This window comes from Rhizobium laguerreae (assembly GCF_019778565.1).
Taxonomy (GTDB): Bacteria; Pseudomonadota; Alphaproteobacteria; order Rhizobiales; family Rhizobiaceae; genus Rhizobium; species Rhizobium laguerreae.
Genome location: NZ_JAAXQT010000005.1, coordinates 201,431 through 224,372, shown reverse-complemented (window position 1 = coordinate 224,372; position 22,942 = coordinate 201,431). Strand labels below are relative to the sequence as shown.

General features: G+C 61.5%; 20 protein-coding genes. 18 read left to right on the top strand and 2 right to left on the bottom strand.

Annotation, left to right across the window (positions count from 1 at the left end; all coding sequences use genetic code 11):
* Window positions 1-26: 26 nt before the first annotated feature.
* The 9 genes from HFO71_RS17510 (at window position 27) to lpxB (ending at window position 9,744) form a co-directional block, all read left to right on the top strand.
* A complete protein-coding gene (locus HFO71_RS17510) occupies window positions 27-770 on the top strand; it encodes an isoprenyl transferase (protein ID WP_003539291.1) in 744 nt (247 codons plus the stop codon).
* A complete protein-coding gene (locus HFO71_RS17505) occupies window positions 770-1,600 on the top strand; it encodes a phosphatidate cytidylyltransferase (protein WP_131642281.1) in 831 nt (276 codons plus the stop codon). Before HFO71_RS17510 ends, HFO71_RS17505 begins: the two co-directional genes overlap by 1 nt.
* Window positions 1,601-1,628: 28 nt before the next feature.
* On the top strand, window positions 1,629-2,762 hold the full coding sequence (rseP, locus tag HFO71_RS17500; protein WP_077981110.1) for an RIP metalloprotease RseP: 1,134 nt from the start codon (window positions 1,629-1,631) through the stop codon (window positions 2,760-2,762).
* 198 nt (window positions 2,763-2,960) lie between these two features.
* Entirely contained in the window at window positions 2,961-5,294 is a 2,334-nt protein-coding gene (bamA, locus tag HFO71_RS17495; protein ID WP_131642282.1) for an outer membrane protein assembly factor BamA, read from the top strand.
* Window positions 5,295-5,344: 50 nt separating this feature from the next.
* Window positions 5,345-6,409 carry a UDP-3-O-(3-hydroxymyristoyl)glucosamine N-acyltransferase gene (gene lpxD / locus HFO71_RS17490; RefSeq protein WP_131663943.1) on the top strand — a complete coding sequence of 355 codons (1,065 nt, stop codon included), beginning with the start codon at window positions 5,345-5,347 and terminating at the stop codon, window positions 6,407-6,409.
* Entirely contained in the window at window positions 6,402-6,869 is a 468-nt protein-coding gene (gene fabZ, locus HFO71_RS17485; protein ID WP_003539296.1) for a 3-hydroxyacyl-ACP dehydratase FabZ, read from the top strand. The genes lpxD and fabZ overlap by 8 nt, the downstream gene beginning before the upstream one ends.
* Window positions 6,866-7,684: an acyl-ACP--UDP-N-acetylglucosamine O-acyltransferase gene (lpxA, locus tag HFO71_RS17480; RefSeq protein ID WP_131642284.1), complete on the top strand. Its 819-nt coding sequence runs from the start codon at window positions 6,866-6,868 to the stop codon at window positions 7,682-7,684. The genes fabZ and lpxA overlap by 4 nt, the downstream gene beginning before the upstream one ends.
* Window positions 7,685-7,687: 3 nt before the next feature.
* Window positions 7,688-8,569, top strand: a complete 882-nt coding sequence (locus HFO71_RS17475) for an LpxI family protein (RefSeq protein ID WP_077981107.1) — start codon at window positions 7,688-7,690, stop codon at window positions 8,567-8,569.
* On the top strand, window positions 8,566-9,744 hold the full coding sequence (gene lpxB, locus HFO71_RS17470) for a lipid-A-disaccharide synthase (RefSeq protein WP_077981106.1): 1,179 nt from the start codon (window positions 8,566-8,568) through the stop codon (window positions 9,742-9,744). Before HFO71_RS17475 ends, lpxB begins: the two co-directional genes overlap by 4 nt.
* Before the next feature lie 31 nt (window positions 9,745-9,775).
* Here lpxB and gltA read toward each other — a convergent pair whose 3' ends face one another.
* Complete coding sequence (gltA, locus tag HFO71_RS17465) at window positions 9,776-11,065, bottom strand: citrate synthase (protein WP_017964153.1); 1,290 nt, start codon at window positions 11,063-11,065, stop codon at window positions 9,776-9,778.
* 290 nt (window positions 11,066-11,355) lie between these two features.
* Between gltA and HFO71_RS17460 the strand changes: the two genes are divergently transcribed.
* A complete protein-coding gene (locus HFO71_RS17460) occupies window positions 11,356-13,788 on the top strand; it encodes a ComEC/Rec2 family competence protein (RefSeq protein ID WP_170269150.1) in 2,433 nt (810 codons plus the stop codon).
* Here HFO71_RS17460 and lexA read toward each other — a convergent pair.
* Window positions 13,769-14,488, bottom strand: a complete 720-nt coding sequence (gene lexA, locus HFO71_RS17455; protein WP_003539306.1) for a transcriptional repressor LexA — start codon at window positions 14,486-14,488, stop codon at window positions 13,769-13,771. The two genes, HFO71_RS17460 and lexA, sit on opposite strands and share 20 nt — an antisense overlap.
* Before the next feature lie 198 nt (window positions 14,489-14,686).
* Here lexA and HFO71_RS17450 point away from each other — a divergent pair, with 198 nt between their 5' ends.
* The 8 genes from HFO71_RS17450 (at window position 14,687) to HFO71_RS17415 (ending at window position 22,940) form a co-directional block, all read left to right on the top strand.
* On the top strand, window positions 14,687-15,583 hold the full coding sequence (locus HFO71_RS17450; protein WP_077981104.1) for a VOC family protein: 897 nt from the start codon (window positions 14,687-14,689) through the stop codon (window positions 15,581-15,583).
* Window positions 15,580-16,425, top strand: coding sequence for a 3-deoxy-8-phosphooctulonate synthase (gene kdsA, locus HFO71_RS17445; protein WP_077981103.1), 846 nt, complete (start codon window positions 15,580-15,582; stop codon window positions 16,423-16,425). The genes HFO71_RS17450 and kdsA overlap by 4 nt, the downstream gene beginning before the upstream one ends.
* Window positions 16,426-16,565: 140 nt before the next feature.
* Window positions 16,566-17,840, top strand: coding sequence for a phosphopyruvate hydratase (gene eno, locus HFO71_RS17440; protein WP_077981102.1), 1,275 nt, complete (start codon window positions 16,566-16,568; stop codon window positions 17,838-17,840).
* Between the two features lie 137 nt (window positions 17,841-17,977).
* Window positions 17,978-18,298, top strand: coding sequence for an FtsB family cell division protein (locus HFO71_RS17435; protein WP_017960293.1), 321 nt, complete (start codon window positions 17,978-17,980; stop codon window positions 18,296-18,298).
* 145 nt (window positions 18,299-18,443) lie between these two features.
* A complete protein-coding gene (gene pdhA / locus HFO71_RS17430; RefSeq protein WP_131642286.1) occupies window positions 18,444-19,490 on the top strand; it encodes a pyruvate dehydrogenase (acetyl-transferring) E1 component subunit alpha in 1,047 nt (348 codons plus the stop codon).
* A gap of 15 nt (window positions 19,491-19,505) precedes the next feature.
* Window positions 19,506-20,897: a pyruvate dehydrogenase complex E1 component subunit beta gene (locus tag HFO71_RS17425; protein WP_077981100.1), complete on the top strand. Its 1,392-nt coding sequence runs from the start codon at window positions 19,506-19,508 to the stop codon at window positions 20,895-20,897.
* Window positions 20,898-20,912: 15 nt separating this feature from the next.
* Window positions 20,913-22,280, top strand: a complete 1,368-nt coding sequence (locus HFO71_RS17420) for a pyruvate dehydrogenase complex dihydrolipoamide acetyltransferase (RefSeq protein WP_077981099.1) — start codon at window positions 20,913-20,915, stop codon at window positions 22,278-22,280.
* 18 nt (window positions 22,281-22,298) lie between these two features.
* A complete protein-coding gene (locus tag HFO71_RS17415) occupies window positions 22,299-22,940 on the top strand; it encodes an SGNH/GDSL hydrolase family protein (RefSeq protein WP_077981098.1) in 642 nt (213 codons plus the stop codon).
* The last annotated feature ends 2 nt before the right edge of the window (window positions 22,941-22,942 follow it).

Genomic DNA, 22,942 nt, shown 5'->3' with positions numbered 1-22,942 from the left:
CTTTGCCTGGAAAGACCGGACGGGAAATGTCGGAATCTGTATTTGTGACTGTGCCAGAGCATGTTGCCATCATCATGGACGGCAATGGCCGTTGGGCCAAGCAGCGCGGCCTGCCGCGCACGATGGGCCATCGCAAGGGCGTCGAGGCGGTGCGCGAGACAGTCCGCGCCGCCGGTGCGGCCGGCATAAAATATCTGACCCTCTTTGCCTTCTCCTCGGAGAACTGGCGCCGGCCCGAAGCCGAGGTTTCCGATCTGCTCGGTCTGCTCAAGGCGTTCATCCGGCGCGACCTCGCCGAGCTCCATCGCCAGAACGTGCGGATCAAGGTGATCGGCGACCGCCACAGCCTGCGCAGTGACATTCTGGGCCTTTTGCTGGAGGCGGAGGAGACGACCAAGGACAACACGTCACTGACGCTCGTCATCGCCTTCAACTATGGTTCGCGCGACGAGATCGCCCGCGCCGTCGTCAGTCTCGCCCGCGACGTCGAGGCCGGCCGGCTGAGAGCGCAGGATATAACACCGGCGCTGATCAACGCCCGTCTTGACACGGCCGGCATTCCCGATCCGGATCTCATTATCCGCACCAGTGGCGAAGAGCGGCTTTCCAATTTCCTTCTCTGGCAGGCCGCCTATTCGGAATTCATCTTCCTTCCGGAATATTGGCCGGATTTCAGCCCCGAGATCTTCCGTTCGGCGCTCGAGACATTCGCCTCTCGCGACCGGCGCTTCGGGGGCTTGTCGTCGCAGGCGGCCGCGGTCGGCACCTGATGCAGCAGGAATTGAAGCTCCGCATCGTTTCAGGACTGATTCTTGCGGCCATCGTTCTTGCCGCCACCTGGTATGGCGGCCTTGCCTTTCGTGTCCTGGCGATCGTGATCGGCCTGCTGATCTACTATGAATGGTCGAAAATGACAGGCATCGCGCGGGATTGGGTCGCCAATGCCGTCAGCTGGATCGGTGAGGCGGCGATTGCCTTCCTGGTGCTTGTCGGCACTTTCGAATTCGCCGCCGGCATGCTGGCCGGCGTCACCGCCGTCGGCATAGCCCTGATCATCCTGCAGGGCACGAGCCGCTGGTTGCCAGTGGGCCTGTTTTATGCCGGCGCCACCGGCCTGGCGCTTGCCGCGATCAGAAGCGATGACCGGCTTGGCCTTTACGCCATGCTCTTCGTCTTTGCGGTCGTCTGGGCAACCGATATCCTTGCCTATTTCGTCGGCCGGGCGCTCGGCGGGCCTAAGCTTGCCCCTTCGATCTCGCCCGGAAAGACCTGGTCGGGTGCAATCGGCGGCGCCATTTCGGCGGTCGTAGCCGGCGTCGTTCTCATCCATTTTCTGCTTCCGGGCGCTGAAATCATCGCCGCCGGCGTGGCGTTCGTTCTCTCGGTTTGCAGCCAGTCGGGCGATCTTTTCGAATCGTTCATCAAGCGAAAATTCGGCGTAAAGGATTCGAGCCGTCTCATTCCGGGCCATGGCGGCGTCATGGACCGTGTCGACGGACTGATTTTCGCCTGTTTTTCGGCGTTCTTGCTTGCTGGGGTTTTTTCCCTGATAAAGGGGACCGGAATGACGTCGCTTGGCGCGGCATTGTTCGGGCTCTGACAACACGGCAGTCTGACGGAAAGGACTCATGGAGACGATGAGCGGCATATACGCATTTCTGATGGGGAACATCGTTACCTTCATCCTCGTGCTGTCACTGCTCGTCTTCGTGCATGAGATGGGCCATTACCTCGTCGGACGCTGGAGCGGCATTCGCATCCTGGCCTTTTCCGTCGGTTTCGGCCCGGAGATCTTCGGCTTCACCGACCGCCACGGAACGCGCTGGAAGATCTCGGTGATCCCGCTTGGCGGCTACGTCCGGTTCTTCGGCGACGAAGATGCCTCGAGCAAGCCCGACACCGACAAGATCGCCGCCATGTCCGAGGAGGACAGAGCGCGCTCCTTTGCCGGCGCGAAGCTGTGGAAACGTGCTGCAACAGTCGCGGCTGGCCCGATCGCCAATTTTCTGCTGGCAATCGCCATCTTCACCATTCTTTTCTCGGTCTATGGCCGCACGATCGCCGATCCTGTCGTTGCCGAGGTCAAGCCCGACGGCGCAGCCGCTGCCGCCGGCATCCTTCCAGGCGATCTGCTGGTCGCCATCGACGGCGGCAAGGTCGAGACCTTCGACGATGTGCGCCGCTATGTTGGCATCCGCCCGAGCCAGAAGATCATCGTGACGATCGAGCGCGCCGGCCAGAAACTCGATGTGCCGATGGTGCCGCAGCGCGTAGACCAGACCGACCAGTTCGGCAACAAGGTCGAGCTCGGCCAGATCGGCATCGTCACCAGCCGGGAGGCCGGGAACTTCCGCCTGAAGACCTATACGCCGCTGCAGTCGCTGCGCGAGGCTGTGATCGAGACCCGCGACATTGTCACCGGCACCTTCAAATATATCGGTAACATCTTCAGCGGAACGATGCGCGCCGATCAATTGGGCGGGCCGATCCGCGTGGCGCAAGCTTCGGGCCAGATGGCGTCGCTTGGAATAGGCGCAGTGTTGCAGTTGGCGGCGGTGCTTTCTGTTTCGATAGGATTGCTTAACCTGATGCCGGTTCCGGTACTTGATGGCGGCCACCTGATGTTCTATGCGGTGGAAGCGGTGAGGGGGAAACCGCTCGGCTCTTCGGCCCAGGAAATTGCATTTCGCATCGGCCTGGCGATGATACTGACATTGATGGTTTTCACGACCTGGAACGACATTGGCTCGTTGAGAGGGTAAACGAGCAAGGCGAGGCTAATTACTATTTATTTACGATGTTTCAAGGCTGTAGTGGCGAATGGGTCACGCTTGTAAATGAAGTAAACAGAAATTAACGACCTGCCTTGCTTGTATGTCAAAAGCGGGTAAAACGACACACGTGACCGGAATCGGGTTTTCCTGGGGCCGGGGACGAGGGAAACAAAGGTAATAGGTGAAATGAAGGCTGGTTCAAAGTTTTTGAACGCAGTATCGGCGGTTGCGCTGTCTGCTGGTGTTGTTGCTTCGGGCGCAGGTGCTGTGACGTTCGTTTCCGCTACGGCCGCTGAGGCCGCGGTCATCCAGCGCATCGATGTGCGCGGCGCAAGCCGTGTCGGCGCGGAAGCCGTCCGGTCAAACCTCACCATCGCTCCCGGAAAGAGTTTTTCGAACAGCGATATCGATGCCTCGGTCAAGCAGCTCTACGGGACGGGTTACTTCTCCGACGTGAAGATCTCGGTCTCCGGCAGCACGCTGGTCGTCAATGTTCAGGAAGCCCAGCTGGTCAATCAGGTCGTCTTCAACGGCAACCGCAAGATCAAGGACGACAAGCTGGCGACGATCGTCCAGACCCACGCCGCAGGCCCCTATAGCGACACCCAGATCCAGGCCGACATTCAGTCGATCAAGGAAGCTTATGCTGCCACCGGCCGCAGCGAGGTCGAAGTCACGACCCAGGTGGTGCCGCTCGGCGAAGGCCGCGTCAACCTTGCCTTCGTCATCAACGAGGGTGACCGCACCAAGATCGATTCGATCAACTTCGTCGGCAACAATGCCTACAGCGCTGGCCGTCTGGCTGCCGTGATCGCCACCAAGCGTTCGAACTTCCTGTCGTTCCTGACCCGCAAGGACGTCTACAACGAAGACAAGCTCCACGCCGACGAAGAAGCGCTGCGCCAGTTCTATTACAATCGCGGCTACGCCGACATGCGCATCGTCTCTTCCGATGCCACCTTCGACGACGCGACCAACAAATACACGCTCACCTTCAACATCGAGGAAGGCCAGCGCTACGACTTCGGACCGGTGACCGTCCAGTCGACCGTCGAAGGTGTTGGCTCAGAGCAGCTGCAGCCGCTGGTGCGCACCCGCGAAGGCCAGGTCTACAACGCCAAGGAAGTGCAGAAGTCGATCGAGGCGATCTCTGATCAGGTGGCGTCTGCCGGTTATCCCTTTGCGCGCGTCACGCCGCGCGGTAACCGCGACCTCAACAACAACACGATCGGCGTCGAATATCTGGTCGACCAGGGCGAGCGCGCCTATGTTGAGCGCATCGAGATCCGCGGCAACAGCCGCACGCGCGACTACGTCATTCGCCGCGAATTCGACATGAGCGAAGGCGATGCCTTCAATCAGCAGATGATCACCAAGGCCAAGCGTCGCCTCGAAGCGCTCGGTTACTTCTCCTCGGTCAATATCTCCACCCAGCCAGGCAGTTCGCCGGACCGCGTCGTGGTGATCGTCGACGTTCAGGATCAGTCGACCGGTTCGTTCGGTGTCGGCGCGGGTTATGCCGCCGGCGGCGATGGTCTGCTGCTCGAAGCCTCGATCGAGGAAAAGAACTTCCTCGGCCGTGGCCAGTACATCCGCATCTCGGCCGGTGGCGGCCAGGAAGGCTCGCGCGCCTACGGCGTCAGCTTCACCGAACCCTATTTCCTCGGCTACCGTCTGGCGGCAGGCTTCGACGTCAACCGCAGCGAAACGTCGAGCAACGACGATTACGATTACGAAGAAACCAGCGTCGTCCTGCGTGTGACGGCGCCGATCACTGAAGATCTGGCGACGACCTTTCGTTATAACTACAAGCAGATGAAGTATGACGGCGATACCTCTGATCTTTCGGCGACCTACGCCAATCTGGTCGATGAGAGCCCGTGGACGAAGTCTTCCGTCTCGCAGACGCTGACCTACAACACGCTCGACGATACGGTCCTGCCGCGCGAAGGCATTTATGCGACGGCGACGCATGAAATTGCCGGCCTCGGCGGCGACTCGCAGTTCTACAAGATCTACGGTAAGGCCCGTTATTACCACTTGCTCGCCGACGATGCCGATATCATCGGCTCGCTCTCCGCTTCGGCTGGCTATGTCGTTCCCTTGGGCGACGATCTGAACGTCTTCGACCAGTTCACGCTGACCAACGGCGATATTCGCGGTTTCGAGAACAAGGGTATCGGCCCGCGCATCACCGGGGACCACGATGACCCGCTCGGTGGCACGACCTATTTCACGGCGTCTGCTGAAGCGACCTTCCCAATGCCGGGCTTCCCGCGTGACTTCAATCTGCGCGGCGCAGTCTTTGCCGATGCCGGCACGCTGTTTGGCAATGATGTCGAGCTTCTCGGGTCCGACCAGGCCGAGGGCACCAGCGCTTCGCTGCGCGCTTCCGTCGGTGTCGGCGTCGTCTGGCAGTCTCCCTTCGGTGCATTGCGTCTGGATTACGCAATCCCGGTCCTCAAGGAAGACTTCGACAAGACGCAGAACTTCAAGTTTGGCATCAACAACCAATTCTGATATCGGCAGTCCGGAACTGTAAGACTCAATTCCGTTCTGGAGCATTGCCGATGGAGCAAAACGTTTTTTTTCTGCCCCATGAAGGTCTGAAGCTCGCTGAGCTGGCGGAGTTTCTTGGGGCGGAACTCGCCAATTCCGACTATGCCGATGTTATCGTCAGGTCCGTTGCTCCCATCAGCCGGGCCCGGGCAGGCGATGTCTGTTATATCCTGTCGCGTCGTAACCGCGATGAACTGGTGACATGCGAAGCCTCGGCAGTGATATGCGACAAGGCGCTCGCCGATCTCGTACCCCCCCATATCCCGGTCATCCTGTCGTCCAATCCGCATGCGGCTTTCGCGATGGCGGGCGGCCTGTTTTATCCCGCGGCATTGCGCCCGGTCATCTTTTCCGGTGAAAGCGAGATCGCGCCAAGCGCGGTGATCGATCCGAGCGCCAAGCTTGAAAAGGGCGTGATCGTCGAGCCGATGGCCGTCATCGGAGCGCATGCCGAGATCGGCGAAGGGACGCGCATCGGCGCCCACAGCATCATCGGTCCGAATGTCAAGATTGGGCGGGATTGTTCGATTGCGGCCGGCGCGAGTATTCTCTGCGCGCTGCTCGGCAATGGTGTCATCATCCACAATGGCGCCCGCATCGGCCAGGATGGTTTCGGTTATGCGCCGGGCCCGCGCGGCATGATCAAGATCGTCCAGATCGGCCGGGTGATCATCCAGGATAATGTCGAGATCGGCGCCAACACCTCGATCGACCGTGGCACCATGGACGATACGGTCATCGGCGAAGGCACCAAGATCGACAACCAGGTACAGATCGGCCACAACGTTCAGATCGGCCGCCATTGCGCCGTCGTTGCGCAGGTCGGCATCGCCGGCAGCGCGAAGATCGGCAATGGCGTTCAGATCGGCGGCCAGGTCGGTATCAAGGGGCATGTGACGATCGGCGACGGCGTGCAGATCGCCGCCCAAAGCGGTATCATGACCGATCTTGCCGCCGGCGGACAATATGGTGGTACACCTGGGCGTCCGCTGAATGACTATCTGAGAGATGTCGCGCAACAGATGTCAAAGACGAAGCTGCGCGGGAAGAAACCTGGAGGCGAGCAAAATGACTGAGGAAGCCACGACAACGCTTTCTTCGGCTGACATCATCGAGATCATGAAACTGCTGCCGCATCGCTACCCGTTTCTCATGGTCGACAAGATCATCGAGATTGACGGCGACAACACGGCGATCGGCATCAAGAACGTCACGGTGAACGAACCGCATTTTACCGGTCATTTTCCGGAATCTCCGATCATGCCCGGCGTTCTCTTGATCGAGGGCATGGCCCAGACCGCGGGTGCGATCTGTGCCAAGAAGGATGGCCAGCCAGGCAACCTCGTCTATTTCATGACCATCGAGAATGCGCGCTTCCGCAAGCCCGTCGTACCCGGCGATCGTGTTGAATTCCATGTCAGGAAGCACAAGCAGCGCGGCAATATCTGGAAATTCCATTGCGACGCCAAGGTCGACGGCGCGCTTGTCGCCGAAGCCGATATCGGCGCGATGATCGTTCGTAAGGATCAGGCATGAGCACTATCGCCGAAAGCGCCCGCATTCATCCGATGGCTGTCGTCGAAGACGGCGCGAGTATCGGTGAGGGCGTCAGGATCGGTCCCTTCTGCCATGTCGGGTCGCACGTCGTCCTCAATGCGAATGTCGAGCTTTTGTCGCATGTGGTCGTCACCGGCCGCACCGCGATCGGCAAGGGCACGCGCATCTTCCCGATGGCGGTCGTCGGCGGCGATCCGCAGAGCGTGCATCACGGCGGCGAGGAGACGTCACTGACGGTCGGCGCCAACTGCACGATCCGCGAAGGCGTGACGATGAACACCGGCACGGCCGATTTCGGCGGCCAGACGATCGTGGGCGACAACAATCTCTTCCTTGCCAATTCCCATGTCGCGCATGACTGCCGGGTCGGCAATCACGTGATCATGTCGAACAACGTCATGCTTGCCGGCCATGTCGTCATCGAAGATCGCGTCATCCTGGGCGGCGGCTCGGCCGTTCACCAGTTCACCCGCGTCGGCCGCCAGGCCTTCGTCGGCGGGCTCTCGGCAGTGAGCTACGACGTCATTCCCTACGGCATGCTGAACGGCAATCCCGGGCTGCTGAGCGGCCTCAACGTCGTCGGCATGACGCGCGCCGGCGTCGACCGCGCCGTCATTCACAGGGTGCGCCGCGCCTACAAGTCGATCTTCGAAGGAACAGGCTCCGTCCGCGAAAACGCCGCCGCCATCCGCGAAGAATATGCCGATTGCGAGCAGGCGGTCCACATCCTCGATTTCATCGCCGCCGACAGCGACCGCGCCTTGTCCTCGCCGACCCGGGGGCAGAAGGGCTAATCCGTGACTCTTTCCGGCGATACCGCTGCGGGCCGGCTGGCGATCATCGCCGGCGGCGGCCTTCTGCCTTCCTATGTCGCCGAAGCTGCGCGCGCGGCGGGCGAAAATCCCGTCATCGTCGCACTGAAGGACGAAAGCGACCGGCGCTGGGAAGGCTATGACCATGCCGTCATCGGCGTCGGCGATTTTGCAGCTCTCGAGGGCCTCTTGAACCGCTACGGCATCGGCCGTGTCGTCATGTCCGGCAGCGTGCGGCGCCGGCCGGAATGGCGCGAGGTGCGCCCGACGCTGCGCACGCTGATGAAGATGCCGGCCACGATCCGCACGTTGCTGTCCGGCGGCGACGATACGGTGCTGCAGATGGTGATCCGGCTGATCGAGGGAAACGGCCGCCGCGTCGTCGGCGCTCATGAGATCGCTCCCGACCTTCTTGCCTACGTCGGCCCGCTTGGCGCTGCAGCGCCTGGCGAGGAAGACCGGCGCGATATCAGGCGCGCAGCGGAAGCCGCCGAAATGCTCGGCCGGCTCGATGTCGGGCAGGGCGCCGTCGCCATCGGCGGGCGTATCGTCGCGCTGGAGGGTCTTGAGGGCACGGACGAGATGCTGGAGCGTGTCGCGGGTCTCCGAGCCGCCGGACGCATCTCGCCACGCCGCCGCGGCGCGCTGGTCAAGCTCTGCAAGCCGCAGCAGGATGTTCGCGCCGACTTGCCGGCGATCGGCGTTTCCACGGTCCTGAACGCGAGGAAAGCCGGCCTTGCCGGCGTCGCCGTCGAGGCCGGCCGCTCGCTGGTGCTCGATCGCGCCGCCGTCATCAAAGCCGCCGATGAGGCCGGGCTTTTCGTCTGCGGCATCGATCGCGGCCTGCCGGCATGGGGGCTCGAATGAACGGGGCGCCGCTGAAGATCGCCGTCATTGCCGGCGAGGTGTCAGGTGATCTGCTTGGTGCCGATCTTGTCGCCGCCCTGAAGCGGATTCACAGCGGACCGGTGGAACTCGTCGGCGTCGGCGGCGAGGGGCTCCAGGCCGAAGGCTTGAAATCCCTGTTCGATTTTTCCGAGCTGTCGATCATGGGCATCACCCAGGTGCTGAGCCGGCTGCCGAAGCTCTATACCCTGATCCGCCAGACGACGGCTGCGATCATCGCCGCAAGGCCTGATATTCTTCTCATCATCGACAGCCCGGATTTCACCCATCGCGTCGCCAAGCGTGTCCGCACCACGCTGCCCGATCTGCCTGTTGTCAATTATGTCTGTCCGAGCGTCTGGGCCTGGAAGGAATATCGCGCCACGCGCATGCTCGCCTATGTCGATCATGTGCTCGCCGTCCTGCCCTTCGAGCCCGCAACAATGCGCGAACTCGGCGGGCCCGAGACCACCTATGTCGGCCATCGCCTGATCGCCGATCCGGCGCTGCTCGAAGCGCGGCGGCTGCGCGCCGGGCGCGCACCCGTCGGGCAAGCGGGCAAGGCGATCCTGATGCTTCCGGGGTCAAGATCCTCCGAAATCGTCAAGCTCCTGCCGTTCTTCGAGGACGCGGCCAAGGAACTCGTCGCCCGCAACGGCCCGATGCGATTCCTGCTGCCGACCGTGCCGCACAACGAAGCGCTGGTGAAGGGTCTGGTTGCCGGCTGGGTCACGCCGCCGGAGGTGGCGGTCGGGCCGGCGCAGAAATGGAAGGCCTTTGCCGAAGCGGACGCGGCGATGGCAGCCTCCGGCACAGTAATCCTCGAACTCGCCCTTGCCGGCGTGCCGACGGTGTCCGTCTACAAGACGGATTGGATCATCCGCCTGCTCGCCCCGCGCATTAAGGTGTGGACGGGCGCATTGCCCAATATCATCGCCGATTATGCCATTGTGCCGGAATACCTGAACGAGATCGTCCGCGGCGCCAGCCTGGCGCGCTGGATGGAGCGGCTGTCGGCCGACACGTTCGAACTGAAGGCGATGAACGAGGGTTACGATCTCGTCTGGCAACGCATGCAGACCGAAACGCCGCCCGGCGAGCACGCCGCCGAGACCCTTCTCGACGTCTTGAAAAAGAAAAAACCCGGTCGTTTCTGACCGGGTTTTCTTTTGGGTTCTTTTAAAGCGATCAGCGCTTCGAAACTGGGATGTAATCGCGCTTCGGTTCGCCGACATAGAGCTGGCGCGGACGGCCGATGCGCTGTTCCGGATCCTCGATCATCTCGTTCCACTGCGCGATCCAGCCGACGGTGCGGGCGAGCGCGAAGAGCACGGTGAACATGGTCGTGGGGAAGCCCAGCGCCTTCAGCGTGATGCCGGAATAGAAGTCGATGTTCGGATAGAGCTTCTTCTCGATGAAATATTCGTCGGTAAGCGCGATGCGCTCCAGCTCCATCGCCACTTCGAGCAACGGATCGTCCTTGATGCCGAGTTCGCCGAGCACCTCATGCGTCGTCTTCTGCATGATCTTGGCGCGCGGATCGTAGTTCTTGTAGACGCGGTGACCGAAGCCCATCAGGCGGAACGGATCGTTCTTGTCCTTGGCGCGGGCGACATATTCCGGAATGTGATCGACCGTGCCGATCTCCGTCAGCATGTTGAGCGCTGCTTCGTTGGCACCGCCATGCGCGGGGCCCCAGAGGCAGGCAATGCCGGCGGCAATGCAGGCGAACGGGTTGGCACCCGACGAACCGGCGAGACGGACGGTCGAGGTCGAGGCGTTCTGCTCGTGATCGGCATGCAGGATGAAGATGCGGTCCATGGCGCGGGCAAGCACCGGATTGACCACATATTCCTCGCAAGGCACGGCAAAGCACATGCGCAGGAAGTTCGAGGCATAGTCGAGGTCGTTCTTCGGATAAACGAAGGGCTGGCCGATATGGTATTTGTAGGCCATGGCGGCAAGCGTCGGCATCTTGGCGATCATGCGCAGGCTGGCAACCATGCGCTGGTGCGGATCCGTGATGTCGGTGGAGTCGTGATAGAAGGCCGACAGTGCGCCGACGCAGCCGCACATGACGGCCATCGGATGCGCATCGCGGCGGAAGCCGGTGAAGAAGCGGCTCATCTGCTCGTGCACCATGGTGTGGTGCGTGACGCGGTAATCGAAATCCTTCTTCTGCACGGTGGTCGGCAGTTCGCCGTAAAGCAGGAGATAGCAGACTTCGAGGAAGTCGCCATGCTCGGCGAGCTGCTCGATCGGATAGCCGCGATGCAGCAGGACACCTTCGTCGCCGTCGATGTAGGTGATTTTCGATTCACAGGATGCGGTCGAGGTAAAACCCGGATCGTAGGTGAAGGAAGCGGTGTTCTTGTAGAGGGCACCGATATCGATGACGCTCGGGCCGATCGTGCCGCTTTTGACAGCAAGGTCGACAGACTTGTCACCGATTTTTATTGTAGCGCTTTGATCCGTCATGCTGATCCTCCGAAATGGCGGTGGCGCCACAAAAGCGCCATAGGGGTTAAGCGTCCTCACCGATAGCTATATGATCGCGAAGCTAATGCCAAGTTACCGTGACGGCATTTTGTGCATTGCGGTATCACCTTTTAGGCACTGCAGCGATGAGCCGCACGCATATCGGAAGCCGATGATTCGACTGGTCTTTTGGCGCTCGCGATTTTCCCTCATATTTCAATCGATTATTCTTGCCGGATTTGATTGGAGGTTGCATTCTGGCCGCCTTCGCATCCGGGCTTGGGCGGTTCATGCAGGAGTTGACGACAGTCGAATTGCGGCCGGAAGCAGGCGAAGGCGCTGCTAACACTTCCAATTTTTCACCACCTCTGGTGGGAACGCGACCGACACGGACGCAGTCGGCGACACCATTGCGCCATCGGCTGCCGGCCGCAGCCTCGCAATTGCTGCGGGCCGGCATGCGCATGCTGGGCGAGGAGGCGGACCACGGCCGCCTGCTGCTGTTCTCGCCAGTTTTCCTCGGTACCGGGTCAGCCGTCTGGTTTCTCGCGGCATCGGATTTTCCTCTCATTGCATCGCTGCTCTGCCTGTTGGCGCTGACCGTGGCGGTTGTCATCGCCAGCCGCAGCCGGACGGCGGTGCGGGCAACGCTGCTGGCGCTTGCGCTCGTGGCCTGCGGCATGGTCTCTGCGCAGCTCGAGAGCTGGCGGATTTCCACGGTGATCCTCGATTCCGCCGTGACGACGACGGTGACCGGCCGTGTCGAGCGGCGTGAAGGCGACGGTCGCGGGCGGTGGCGCTACATTCTTGCCGTCACCGGCACTGAGGCGCCACAGGTGAAGCGGCCGCCAGAACGTATCACCGCGATCGCCCGCGGCGCGGACGCGGCCTTCGAGATCGGCGATATCATCACCGGCAGGGCGCGGCTGACGCCGCCGGCAGGTCCAGCGCTTCCCGAGCTCAACGACTTCTCCTTCAGTGCTTATTTCGACGGCATCGGCGCGAATGGCTTCTTCTACGGCGCACCGACGAAGGCCGATCTGCAGGCAGGTCCGCAGGCTGCGAGATCGACGCCGGAAGCTTTGCTCGAAGGGCTCTACCGGCTGCGCAGCGGCATCGGCGACCGCATACGGTCGATCCTGCCCGGCGACACCGGTGCTTTTGCCGCTGCTCTGGTGACGGATGAGCGGCGCGCCATTTCGGATGCGACGACGGAGGCGCTGCGCCAGTCCGGTCTGGCTCATATCATCGCCATCTCCGGTCTCAACATGGCGCTGTCGGCCGGCATCTTCTTCGTCGGCTTCCGGATGCTGCTCAGCCTCTTTCCCGGCATCGCTGAGGCCTACCCGACGAAGAAGATCGCTGCCGCCGGCGCGCTCATCGCCGTCACCGCCTATTTCCTGATCTCCGGCTTTGCGGTCTCTGCAGAGCGCGCCTTCATCATGATGGCCATCATGTTGATTGCGGTCTTCTTCGACCGGCCGTCGATCAGCCTGCGCAACGTCGCGCTCTCCGCTCTCGTCATCATCGCCATTTCGCCGTCCGAGGTCTTGGGACCGAGCTTCCAAATGTCCTTTGCCGCGACATTGGCGCTGGTCTCGGGCTATCAGCTGTGGAAGGACCGGCGCGTCCGCGAAAACGCCTTTCTGAAGCTGCCGATCATCCGGCCGTTCGTTACGGTTGCCGGTTTCTTCGGCGGCGTCTTCCTGACCTCGCTGATCGGCGGTTTTTCAACCGCGCTGTTTTCGATCGAGCATTTTCATCGCCTGACCGCCTACGGCCTGCCGGCTAACCTCGCGACGATGCCGATCATCTCCTTCATCATCATGCCGGCAGGTCTGCTGGCGATGCTGCTCATGCCTTTCGGTCTGGATGTTTGGGCTTGGAAGATCGTCGGATTCGGCCTCGATTTGGTGATCGCGGTCGCAAAGACGGTGTCCGGCTGGGGTGGCAATATCGACGTCGGCCGCTTGCCCGCCTGGTATTTCGCCGTCGCCGTGGCAGGCTTTCTGCTGCTGACGCTGTTCCGCACCCGGTTGCGCCATGTCGGCACATCGATCATCACGGTCGCAACACTCATCCTGTTGCTTCTACCGGGTCCCCGGCCGCCCGATCTGGTGATTTCGGAGGATGGCAGTCTCGTCGCAGTCGTTGAGGCGGCGGCAATGGCTTCCAACCGTGAAAGACCGCCGGATTTCATCTTCGACCAGTGGCAGAGAGCGCTGGTCCGGCCGAGGCATGATCCGCCGAAGATGCTGGATGGTCCTGCTATCCCGCCTGAGGGACAAGACCGCCGCGTCAGGCTTTCCCGCGATCAGCAGAACGAAGCAAGGACCGCGATGCGGGCGGCCGCAGCGGCCGGTGACGCAGACCGCTTTTCCTGCGTCAAGAAGGCCTGGTGCACATCAAGGCTTGGCAATGGTCAGGTGGTAACCGTCATCGACAACGCCGGCTATCTCGGCCCGGCATGCGACGCGGCCGATATCGTCGTGACGTCGGTGCGCCTTCGCTTCAACAATTGCCGCTCAGGTGCGACGCTCTTCACCGGTGAGACGCTGCGCAGGACCGGTTCCATCGAGTTGCGCTTCACGGACACCGGCCTCGAGGTCGCAACCGCATTCGATGCATTGTCGCGGCCATGGATGCGCCATCGCGCCTATGACTGGCGCAGCAACAGTTTTACCGAATCCGGCTTGGCCAATGTCAGTGATAGCGGCGAATGAGACCGACGAGTTTACCCTGAACCTTGACACGGTCCGGCCCGAAAATCCGGGTCTCGTAAGCCGGGTTGGCCGCTTCTAGCGCGATCGAGGCGCCCTTGCGGCGGAAGCGCTTGAGTGTCGCTTCTTCGTCGTCGACCAGAGCAACGACGATGTCGCCAGGACTTGCGGTGCTGCCGTTGCGGATGATCACGGTGTCGCCGTCGAAGATGCCGGCATCGATCATCGAATCGCCCTTGACCTCCAGCGCATAATGTTCCCCGGAACCGAGCATGTCGGCCGGAACGACGATGTCGTGGGTATTGTTCTGGATCGCCGAGATCGGCACACCGGCAGCGATTCGGCCCATGACCGGCACGGAGACCGAGTTGCCGTTGTCGGCGACGGGTTTTGCGGGAGCAGGAGTGGCGACCGGCTGAGGTTTGCCGAGGCTGCCCTCGATGACGCTCGGCGAAAAGCCGCGCCGGGGCTGAATGCTGGGGCTGTAGGCCTCCGGAAGCTTGATGACCTCGAGCGCACGGGCGCGGTTCGGTAGGCGGCGAATGAAGCCACGCTCCTCGAGCGCTGTAATCAAGCGATGAATCCCGGACTTGGAGGCGAGGTCCAGGGCATCTTTCATTTCGTCGAAAGACGGCGGAACGCCGGATTCTTTCATGCGCTCGTGAATGAAAAGGAGAAGCTCCTGTTGTTTGCGCGTGAGCATCGACGTTGTGACCTCGTGATTGAAACAAATCCAGAACAGACACTATATGTTCCATATGTGTTCCGCAAGTAGCTAAATTTCTGTAAAGCTTGGTGCCAACTCGTTGAGATTTTTATTTTCATTCGCCGGATTGGCACAGATCTCTTGCAATGAGGGGCGCGCCGTCGCAGATCTCTTGCCGTTTCCAGGAGGGATATCATGAACGAGCATTCCGCCAAACCGCACCCGCTGGATCATGTCGTGCTGCCGGTCGTCAATATCGATCTGGCGCGCGAGAGGCTCGGCAAGCTCGGCTTCACCGTTGCCGCCGATGCGCGCCATCCCTTCGGAACGGAGAATGCCTGCGTCTTTTTTGCCGACAAGACCTATCTGGAGCCGCTCGGGATTGCGAACGTCGAGGAGAGCGAGGCATCGGCGCGGCAGGGTAATGTCTTCACTGCCCGCAACCAGGCCTTCCGTTTCCGCTGTGGCGAGGAGGGGCTCTCGGGGCTGGCTTTCGGCAGCAAGAATGCCGGCATCGACCATCAGGATTTCGTCGGCAACGGATCGAGCGCTGGCGAGATGCTGCAATTCACCCGGCCGATGACGATGCCGGACGGTTCCGAGACGATTGCCGGCTTTAAGCTGGCTTTCGCCGGCGACCTGCGCGCGCCTGATCTCCTGTTTTTCACCGTCGAGCGCGTCAATCCGCTACCGGCCGACCGCGCGGCGCTGGAGACGCATGCCAATGGCGTCACCGGCATAGTTGAGATCGCGCTTTGCACGCCAGAGCCGGCCGCCTTCGCTGCCTTCGTCGGCCTTGCCGTGGCGCAATCGGCAGTCGAGAAAACCGGTTTCGGCGTCGATATTGCGGCATCGAATGCGAAAATCAGCCTGATGACGCCGGAAGGGCTGGAGGCATATTTCGACATCGCCGTCTCATCCGCAGATCGCGGCCTGCGCGGCCGGGCAATCCTCTTTGCTGTCGCCGATCTTGCCGTGACAGAAGCGCATTTGGCTGCTAACGGGGTGACATACACGCGCAAGAACAATCGCATTCTGGTGAAGCCCGCGCCCGGGCAGGGCACGCTCTTCGCCTTCGAGGAAACACGATGAGCACTGATACGAATTCCGAGGTCAGGATCGGCGAAGGCCAAGGCCAGGTCACCTTTTCCAATACCGGCCGCCTGTCGCTGATTGCCGGTCCCTGCCAGATGGAGAGCCGCGACCACGCCTTCATGGTGGCCGGGACGCTGAAGGAGCTTTGCGCAAAGCTCGGCATCGGCCTCGTCTACAAGAGCTCCTTCGACAAGGCGAACCGGACCTCGCTCTCGGCCGAACGCGGTATCGGGATCGAAAAGGGCATGGAGGTCTTTGCCGACCTCAAGAAGGAATTCGGCTTTCCCGTCCTGACAGACGTTCATACCGCCGAGCAATGCGTGGAGGTGGCAAGGATCGTCGACGTCCTGCAGATCCCGGCCTTCCTCTGCCGCCAGACCGACCTTCTCATCGCCGCCGCCAAGACCGGCCGCGTCGTCAATGTCAAGAAAGGCCAGTTCCTCGCCCCCTGGGATATGAAGAACGTTCTGAAGAAGCTCAATGCCAGCGGCAATCCGAACGTGCTGCTGTGCGAGCGCGGCGCCTCGTTCGGCTACAATACGCTGGTCTCCGACATGCGTTCGCTACCGATCATGGCGGCGATGGGCGCGCCGGTTATCTTCGATGCCACCCATTCCGTGGCACAGCCGGGCGGGCAGGGCGAATCCTCCGGCGGTCAGCGGGAATTCGTGGAAACCCTGGCGCGCGCCGCAGTGGCTGCCGGTATTGCCGGTGTCTTCGTCGAAACCCATCAGGACCCCGACAATGCCCCTTCGGACGGCCCGAACATGGTCTATCTCAAAGACATGCCGCGGCTTCTCGAAAAGCTGCTTGCCTTCGATGCGGTCGCCAAGGCTTGACGTTCAACAGCATGACATGATCGTGCTATAGGCGAGATCTAACGCGGTTCGAAGGCTGGAAATTGCAGCATTGTAATTTGCACGCCTTCGACTAAGACAGGTTTCGAACCGACTTATCATCCACCGAGCAGGAAGAACCCATGACTGCAATCACCGATATCATCGCCCGCGAGATTCTCGATAGCCGTGGTAACCCCACCGTCGAAGTCGATGTCTATCTCGAAGATGGCAGCATGGGCCGCGCGGCCGTCCCCTCGGGCGCCTCGACGGGCGCGCATGAGGCGGTCGAACTGCGTGACGGCGGCAAGCGCTACCTCGGCAAGGGCGTCGAAAAGGCGGTCGAAGCCGCCAACACCGAGATCTTCGACGCGATCGGTGGCATCGACGCCGAAAACCAGATCCAGATCGACAACATCATGATCGAGCTGGACGGCACGCCGAACAAGTCGCGCCTCGGCGCCAACGCCATCCTCGGCGTATCGCTCGCCGTCGCCAAGGCTGCCGCCCAGGCGTCCGGCCTGCCGCTCTACCGTTATGTCGGCGGCGCTTCCGCCAGCCTGCTGCCGGTGCCGATGATGAACATCATCAATGGCGGCGCCCACGCCGACAACCCGATCGATTTCCAGGAATTCATGATCCTGCCGGTCGGCGCCGATTCGATCGCCGAAGCCGTGCGCATGGGTTCGGAAGTCTTCCATACGCTACGCAAGGAACTTGCGAGCCAGGGCCACAACACCAATGTCGGCGACGAAGGCGGTTTCGCACCGGGCCTGAAGAGCGCGCCTGAGGCCCTCGACTTCATCATGAAGTCGATCGAGAAAGCCGGCTACAAGCCGGGCGACGACATGTGCCTCGGCCTCGACTGCGCCTCGACCGAATTCTTCAAGGACGGCAAATACGTTCTCGAAGGGGAAGGTCGCACGCTGGAATCGGGCGCCATGGCGGAGTATTTGGCCGAGCTCGCCGCCAACTATCCGATCATCTCGATCGAGGATGGCATGGCCGAAGACGACTGGGACGGCTGGAAGACGCTGACCGACCTGGCCGGCAAGAAGACCCAGCTCGTCGGCGACGACCTCTTCGTCACCAACTCCGCCCGTCTTCGCGACGGCATCCGCATGGGCGTCGCCAACTCGATCCTCGTCAAGGTCAACCAGATCGGCTCGCTGACGGAAACGCTCGACGCCGTCAACACGGCGCACAAGGCGGCCTATACCGCCGTCATGTCGCACCGCTCCGGCGAGACGGAAGATTCGACCATTGCCGATCTCGCGGTCGCCACCAACTGCGGCCAGATCAAGACCGGTTCGCTATCGCGTTCCGACCGTCTCGCCAAGTACAACCAGCTGATCCGCATCGAAGAAGGCCTCGGGCCCCAGGCCCAGTATGCCGGCCGCTCGATCATCCGCGGCTGATCGGATCTGACCTTTGATTGTTTAACCCGCGCCTTCCCGGCGCGGGTTTTTTCTTGCCCGTTTTTTAGAGTCAACGAACGGTTAATCTCTGCGCGCTAGATTGAACGAATTGGTAATGCGTTCAAGAGCATGCGTGTATGTGGACAAAGCATCATAAAAAGAGAAGAATCGGTCGCTTCGTCATTCCGGCCATGACGGTCGCCTTCCTTTCCTACTTCGGTTATCATTGCATCCATGGCGATTACGGCCTGCGCGCGACGGAGACATTCGAGCGTCAGCGTGTCGCGCGTGAAAAAGAGCTTGCCGTCTTGAAAGCAAAGCGCGAACATCTGGAAAATCAGGTCGCGCTCTTGAGTGATGGCTCGCTCGACAAGGATATGCTGGACGAAAAAGCGCGTTATCAGCTCAACATGTCGCGCGCCGACGAGATCGTCGTTTTCAACCACTATTCCAATTAACTGGAAATAGGTTAATTAGAATTTTCGTAGTTTTTCCAACGTTTTAGCGTCGAATACGAGCCATGCATTTATGGCATTGCTGTGGTCATATTTCTTCCCTATGGTACGCGCGACCAAGAACCGACAAACCCATAGGGAGGGTTGAATGGCGCCGCGAAAGACCGCGACCGTTTCCAGCCGCAAAACTGCAGCAAAACCGGCAGCCAAAGCATCGAATGGAGGCCCGGTAGCCGACTTCGATCGCAATGAGGAGCTCAAGGCCTATCGCGAGATGCTGCTGATCCGCCGCTTCGAGGAGAAGGCCGGTCAGCTTTACGGCATGGGCTTCATCGGCGGCTTTTGTCACCTCTACATCGGTCAGGAAGCTGTCGTCGTCGGCATGCAGATGGCGCAAAAGGAAGGCGACCAGGTCATCACCGCCTATCGCGACCACGGCCATATGCTGGCAACCGGTATGGAAGCGCGCGGTGTCATGGCGGAATTGACCGGGCGTCGCAGCGGCTATTCCCACGGCAAGGGCGGCTCGATGCACATGTTCTCGAAAGAGAAGCATTTCTACGGCGGTCATGGCATCGTCGGCGCCCAGGTCTCGCTCGGAACGGGTCTTGCCTTTGCAAACCGCTACCGCGGCAATGGCAATGTCTCCATCGCCTATTTCGGCGACGGCGCTGCCAACCAGGGCCAGGTCTACGAGAGCTTCAACATGGCGGCTCTCTGGAAGCTGCCGATCGTCTATATCGTCGAAAATAACCGTTACGCCATGGGCACCTCGACCGCCCGCGCCACCGCTCAGTCGAATTACTCGCTGCGCGGATCCGGCTTCGGCATCCCCGGCATTCAGGTCGATGGCATGGACGTCCGCGCCGTCAAGGCGGCGGCCGACGAGGCGCTCGAACATTGCCGTTCCGGCAAGGGCCCGATCATTCTCGAAATGCTGACCTATCGTTATCGTGGTCATTCGATGTCCGACCCGGCGAAGTATCGCTCCAAGGACGAAGTGCAGAAGATGCGCTCCGAGCATGATCCGATCGAACAGGTGAAGGCACGCCTTATCGAAAAGGGCTGGGCTTCCGAAGACGATCTGAAGGCGATCGACAAGGATGTTCGCGACATTGTCGCCGATAGTGCCGACTTCGCCCAGGCCGATCCGGAGCCGGATGTATCCGAGCTCTATACCGACATTCTGCTGTAATCGGGGAGGGAACCCATGCCTATCGATATCCTCATGCCCGCCCTCTCTCCGACGATGGAAGAAGGCACGCTGTCCAAATGGCTGAAGCAGGAAGGTGACAAGGTCACTTCTGGCGACGTGATCGCCGAAATCGAAACCGACAAGGCGACGATGGAAGTCGAAGCCGTCGACGAAGGCGTCATCGGCAAGCTTCTGGTTCCTGCCGGAACCGAAGGAGTCAAGGTGAACGCCAAGATCGCTGTTCTCCTGCAGGACGGCGAATCCGCATCCGACATGTCTGCGTCCGCTCCGGCGGCAGCGCCGGCTGCTGTACCGCAGGCAGCGCTGGAGGAAAAGCCGGCTGCCGCAACTCCGGCATCCGCACCCGTTCCGGCCGAGCCGAAAGCCCAGGTGCAGAACGACCCCGAAATCCCGGCCGGCACCGAAATGGTGTCGACGACCGTGCGCGAAGCGCTGCGTGACGCCATGGCCGAGGAAATGCGCGCCGACGAAAACGTCTTCGTCATGGGCGAGGAAGTCGCCGAATATCAGGGCGCCTACAAGGTCACGCAGGGGCTGCTGCAGGAATTCGGCCCGCGCCGCGTCGTCGATACGCCGATCACCGAGCATGGCTTTGCCGGCGTCGGCGTCGGTGCGGCAATGGCCGGCCTTCGCCCCATCGTCGAATTCATGACCTTCAACTTCGCCATGCAGGCGATCGACCAGATCATCAACTCCGCTGCCAAGACGCTCTATATGTCCGGCGGCCAGATGGGCGCTCCGATCGTCTTCCGCGGCCCGAATGGTGCAGCAGCCCGCGTCGGCGCCCAGCACAGCCAGGATTATGCAGCCTGGTACAGCGCCATTCCCGGCCTGAAGGTTGTCATGCCCTACACGGCATCTGACGCCAAGGGTCTGCTGAAGGCTGCGATCCGTGATCCGAACCCGGTCATCTTCCTGGAAAACGAAATTCTCTACGGCCAGCACTTCGATGTGCCTAAGCTCGACAATTTCGTCCTGCCGATCGGCAAGGCGCGCATCCATCGTCCGGGCAACGACGTGACCGTCGTCTCCTTCGGCATCGGCATGAGCTATGCCACCAAGGCTGTCGCCGAACTCGAGAAGCTCGGCATCGACGTCGAACTGATCGACCTTCGCACCATCCGTCCGATGGACCTGCCGACCGTGATCGAATCGGTGAAGAAGACCGGCCGTCTGGTCACCGTCGAGGAAGGTTATCCGCAGTCCTCCGTCGGCACCGAAATCGCCACCCGCGTCATGCAGCAGGCCTTCGACTATCTCGATGCGCCGATCCTGACGATTGCGGGCAAGGACGTTCCGATGCCCTACGCCGCCAATCTCGAAAAGCTGGCGCTTCCGAACGTCGGCGAAGTCGTCGATGCCGTGAAGGCTGTTTGCTACAAATAAGGGGAGGGTGTTTCGATGCCGATCAATATCACGATGCCCGCCCTCTCTCCGACCATGGAGGAAGGCAATCTTTCCAAATGGCTGGTCAAGGAAGGCGACAAGGTCAAGTCTGGCGATGTGATCGCCGAGATCGAGACCGACAAGGCGACGATGGAAGTCGAAGCCGTCGATGAAGGCACGGTCGCCAAGCTGGTCGTTGCCGCCGGCACCGAAGGCGTCAAGGTCAATGCGCTGATCGCGGTTCTCGCCGCCGATGGCGAGGATGTCGCTGCTGCCGCAACTGGTGCGGGTTCCGCCGCACCTGCGCCGAAGGCAGACGGCGCGGCCGCGCCGAAGGCCGAGGCCGCGCCGGCTCCGGCCCAGTCCGCTCCGGCTGCAGCACCAGCACCCGCCGCTGTACCCGCATCGGTTTCGGCTGATGGCAACCGCACCTTCTCTTCGCCGCTTGCCCGCCGTCTGGCCAAGGAAGCCGGTATCGACCTTTCGGCTGTCGCAGGCTCCGGCCCGCACGGTCGCGTCGTCAAGAGCGACATCGAGGCCGCCGTTGCCGGCGGTGGCGCCAAGGCGGCCGCTGCGCCTGCACCCGCTGCAACCCCGCAGGCTGCCGCGCCGGCGCCGGCCGCTGCTGCTGCACCGAAGGGCGCTTCCGAGGAGGCCGTGCTCAAGCTCTTCGAACCTGGCTCCTACGAGCTCGTGCCGCATGACGGCATGCGCAAGACGATTGCCAAGCGCCTGGTCGAATCCAAGCAGACGATCCCGCATTTCTACGTCAGTGTCGATTGCGAGCTCGATGCGCTGCTGGCGCTGCGCGCCCAGTTGAACGATGCGGCCCCGCGAAAGGATGGCGGCGCTCCGGCCTACAAGCTCTCGGTCAACGACATGGTCATCAAGGCCATGGCGCTGTCGCTGCGCGACGTTCCGGATGCCAACGTCTCCTGGACCGACAACAACATGGTCAAGCACAAGCATGCCGATGTCGGCGTCGCCGTCTCGATCCCCGGCGGCCTGATCACGCCGATCATTCGCAAGGCAGAGCAAAAGACGCTGTCGGTGATCTCCAACGAGATGCGCGATCTCGGCAAGCGGGCCAAGGACCGCAAGCTGAAGCCCGAGGAATATCAGGGCGGCACCAGCTCGGTCTCGAACATGGGCATGATGGGCGTCAAGGTGTTTTCAGCCGTTATCAATCCGCCGCATGCGACGATCCTCGCGGTTGGCGCCGGCGAACAGCGGGTTGTCGTCAAGAAGGGCGAAATGGCGATTGCCACCGTAATGTCAGTCACCCTCTCGACCGACCATCGCTGCGTCGATGGCGCGCTCGGCGCCGAACTGCTCCAGGCCTTCAAGGGCTACATCGAAAACCCGATGGGCATGCTTGTCTGATAGCGGTACGAGGCGGAAATGACCAAGACCGTTCTTTGCTATGGTGACTCGCTGACCTGGGGTTATGACGCCGAGACGATCGGCCGTCATGATTACCAGAATCGCTGGCCGAGCGTGCTTCAGGCAGCGCTCGGCGGTGACGCGCGTATCATCGCCGAAGGCTTGAACGGGCGCACCACCGCTTTCGACGACCATCTCGCCGATTGCGACCGCAATGGTGCGCGCATCCTGCCGACGATCCTGCAGACGCATGCACCGCTCGACCTCGTCATCCTTCTGCTCGGCACCAATGACATGAAGCCGGTCGTGGCAGGCTCGGCCTTTGCCGCATGCCAGGGCATCAGCCGGCTCGTGCGGCTGATCCGCAATCATGCCTGGCCCTTCGAATTCGATGGGCCGGAGATCCTGATCGTGGCGCCGCCGGCGATCCGCGCAACGGGCAATGTGCCCTTCGCCGCATCGTTTCCCGGCGGCATCGAGGAATCGGCAAAACTTGCGACGCTTTATCGTGATCTTGCCGACGAACTCGGTTGTGGCTTCTTCGACGGCAATTCCGTCGCCAAGACCACACCGATCGACGGCATTCACCTCGATGCGGAGAATACGCGTGCGCTTGGACGCGGGCTGGAATCGATCGTGCGGATGATGCTGGGGATCTGAGT